The sequence below is a fragment of the Mesorhizobium sp. P5_C1 genome, from assembly GCF_054049815.1.
Genome location: NZ_JBFULQ010000602.1, coordinates 1 through 3,134, shown reverse-complemented (window position 1 = coordinate 3,134; position 3,134 = coordinate 1). Strand labels below are relative to the sequence as shown.

Sequence of the window (3,134 nt, the reverse complement as noted above, 5' to 3'; positions counted from 1 at the left end):
GGCCTACAGGCCGGTCTATTTCGGCACCCTCGCCGGCATTCCTGTTCCGATCCTGATTTCGGCCGTTGTGGCATCGATCGGCGCCTTCGTACTCTACAAGACCAAATACGGCCGCAAATGCGCGGCTGTCGGCGCCAATGAGGACGTCGCCCGCTATTCGGGCATCTCGGTCATCAAGACGCGTACCATCGCCTTCGTCATCCAGGGCGTGTGCGTCGCCGTCGCCGCCATCTGTTACGTGCCACGGCTTGGAGCGGCGACCCCGACCACCGGAGTGCTGTGGGAGCTGCAGGTGATAACCGCGGTGGTTATCGGCGGGACCGCTCTTCGCGGCGGCAAAGGCCACATTTGGGGAACGGTCGCAGGTGCGGTGATCCTCGAGCTCATCGCCAACCTGATGGTGCTGTCCGATTTCGTCTCCGAATACCTGGTCGCTGCGGTGCAGGGCGTCATCATCATCATCGCCATGCTTGTGCAGCGGTTTTCGAAATAACCCGTCCTCGGACCCGACGGGTGCCTTGTGTTGTCTGGTCCATATCTCTGGGAGGTAGTTGATGTTTAGTAGAAAATGGGTCGCGGCCGCGGCAGCTGGCGCGCTGTTGTTGGCCGGCCAGGCGCTTGCAGCCGACAAGAGGGTGGTGGCGGTCTCGATCCCAGCGGCGGATCATGGCTGGACGGCTGGAATCGTCTACCACGCACAGGCTGCCGCCAAGGAAATCAACGCGGCGTTTCCCGATGTCGAGGTGGTCGTCAAGACCTCGCCATCGGCGGCCGAGCAGGTGAGCGCGCTGGAGGATTTGTCCGCCAGCCGCAAGCTCGATGCCCTGGTCATCCTGCCATACACGTCCGAGGAACTGACCCAGCCGGTCAAGGCCATCAAGGACATGGGAACGTTCATCACCGTCGTCGATCGGGGCCTGACCGATGCCTCGATCCAGGACCTCTACCTCGCCGGCGACAATATCGCGGTGGGCACCAACACAGCGAAGTTCATGATCGACAAGCTGGGCGGCAAGGGTGACCTTGTCGTGCTGCGCGGCATTCCGACCGTCATCGACGACGAGCGCATTAAGGGCTTCGAGGATACGATCAAGGGCACCGGCCTGAAGGTACTCGACATTCAATATGCCCATTGGAACAGCGATGAAGCCTTCAAGCTCATGCAGGACTACCTGGCCAAGTATCCGCATATCGACGCGGTCTGGGCCAACGATGACGACATGCTGCTCGGCGTGCTGGAGGCCGTGAAGCAGTCGGGCCGGACGGACATCAAGCTGGCGCTCGGCGGCAACGGCATGAAGGATATCGTCAAGAAAGTGATCGACGGCGATGCAATGACGCCGGTCGAGACGCCATACCCGCCGTCGATGATCAAGACGGCAATCTACATGACCGTCGCCAATCTGATTGGCCAGGCGCCGGTCCGCGGCACGGTCAAGCTTGACGCTCCGCTGATCACCCAGGCCAACGCCAAGGAATACTACTTCCCCGACTCCCCGTTCTGATCCCGACTTCGAGCCCTTAAGGGCAAGACGCGGGGTGCGCCTTGCCCATCACAAACACCGAGAGGAAAGAGCCATGCCAGGCAAAAAAATCCTGATGCTGACAGGTGAGTTCACCGAGGAATATGAAATCTTCGTCTACCAGCAGGCGATGGAGGCCGTCGGCCACACTGTCCATGTCGTCTGCCCCGACAAAAACGCCGGCGACTTGATCAAAACGTCGCTGCACGACTTCGAAGGCGACCAGACCTACACGGAAAAACCCGGTCACAATGCACTGATCAACAAGACTTTTTCCGAGGCCGAGAAGCAGCTTGATCAGTATCATGCGGTCTACTGCGCCGGCGGGCGCGGACCGGAATACATCCGCACCGACAAGCGCGTGCAGGCGATGGTCCGCCACTTCCACGAGGCGAAGAAGCCGATATTTACGATCTGCCACGGCGTCCAGATCCTGGTTGCCGTGGACGGCGTCGTCCGCGGCAAGAAGGTCGGCGCGCTAGGGGCTTGCGAGCCGGAGGTGACGCTTGCTGGCGGCACCTACATCGATCTCTCTCCGACCGATGCCTATGTGGATGGGACGATGGTTTCGGCCAAAGGTTGGACGGCGCTTGCAGCCTTCATCCGCGAATGCCTGAAGGTGCTGGGAACGGAAATACGCCACACGTGAGCTTGGCCCGACGCATTCCTCAGGGGATGCGTCGGTTCCCTCGATGGGCCACGTCGTGGGCCGTCATGAACCCGCCGGGCGCGTTCGCCAATCATGTTCCTGTCTGAACCCCAGGACCTCGCGCAGCTTTCGATTTGAGATTGGCCCCTCGAACACGCCCATGGAGCGAGTAATCGGCGTGTCGGGCGCGTGCTTCTTGAGAAACTCTGCCGTTGGTGTGTCCGAGACGATGTTGTCGTTGACGGCGTTGAATACCTGGAACCCCAAACCGTCCTTCTCGATGCACAAATGCACGATCTGGCCCAGGTCGCGCGCGTCCATATAGGTCCAGCCGTCGCGCCGCCGCTTTGAGGGTTCGGCCAGGAACTCCGGAAACCGGGCGTAGTCCTGCGGTTCGACAACGCCGCCGATCCTCAGAGCGTAGATATCGCTCCCTGTGCGGGTAGCGAAGGAGCGCGCGATCTTCTCGCCGAGGACTTTTGAAAGGCCATAGCTGTCGGTCGGATCGGTGTCGTAGTCCTCTTCCACCGGAAACGATGTGAAGTCGCGTTCGCCTTCGGCAAAGCACACGCCATAGACCGTTTCGCTGGAAGCTGTGACGATCTTGCGGATGCCGAGTTTGGTGGCGGCCTCGATCACATTGTAGGTCGACTGCACATTGGCGGCGAACATGGCGTTGTCCGGCCGCAGGAATATCCGCGGGATCGCTGCGAAATGGACCACGGCGTCGACCRGGCCGCGGCCCTTTCCGCCGAAATATTCCTTGAAGCCGAAATGCAGCGTCAGCGCATTATAGGTCTCGCCGGCATCCGCAAGGTTGGTGATCACAGTCTCCACCCCAGGCACATCGAGAGGTGTGAGGTCGAGGTTCAGAACCTGATGCCCACGTTCGAGCAGATAGGGTATGACGTGGCGGCCGATCTTGCCGCTGCCACCGGTGAAAACGATCCGCTTGCCCATGG

At 60.8% G+C, this 3,134-nt stretch carries 4 protein-coding genes; 3 read left to right on the top strand and 1 reads right to left on the bottom strand.

Features of this window, described 5'->3' with window-relative positions:
• The 3 genes from ACXJ7R_RS28645 to ACXJ7R_RS28635 form a co-directional block, all read left to right on the top strand.
• On the top strand, positions 1-493 hold a 493-nt coding region (locus ACXJ7R_RS28645), incomplete at its 5' end, for an ABC transporter permease (protein ID WP_457154765.1).
• 61 nt (positions 494-554) lie between these two features.
• Positions 555-1,505, top strand: coding sequence for a substrate-binding domain-containing protein (locus tag ACXJ7R_RS28640; protein WP_457154764.1), 951 nt, complete (start codon positions 555-557; stop codon positions 1,503-1,505).
• Between the two features lie 73 nt (positions 1,506-1,578).
• The gene (locus ACXJ7R_RS28635) at positions 1,579-2,172 is read left to right on the top strand and encodes a DJ-1/PfpI family protein (RefSeq protein WP_457154763.1); all 594 of its coding nucleotides are present in this window, start codon (positions 1,579-1,581) and stop codon (positions 2,170-2,172) included.
• A gap of 63 nt (positions 2,173-2,235) precedes the next feature.
• Here the strand turns inward: ACXJ7R_RS28635 and ACXJ7R_RS28630 are convergent, their stop codons facing one another.
• A complete protein-coding gene (locus tag ACXJ7R_RS28630) occupies positions 2,236-3,132 on the bottom strand; it encodes an NAD-dependent epimerase/dehydratase family protein (protein ID WP_457154762.1) in 897 nt (298 codons plus the stop codon).
• Positions 3,133-3,134 lie beyond the last annotated feature (2 nt).

Coding starts and splice junctions, on each gene's coding strand:
- ACXJ7R_RS28640 (WP_457154764.1), top strand. CDS start 555: ATGTTTAGTAGAAAATGGGTCGCGGCCGCGGCAGCTGGCGCGCTGTTG.
- ACXJ7R_RS28635 (WP_457154763.1), top strand. CDS start 1,579: ATGCCAGGCAAAAAAATCCTGATGCTGACAGGTGAGTTCACCGAGGAA.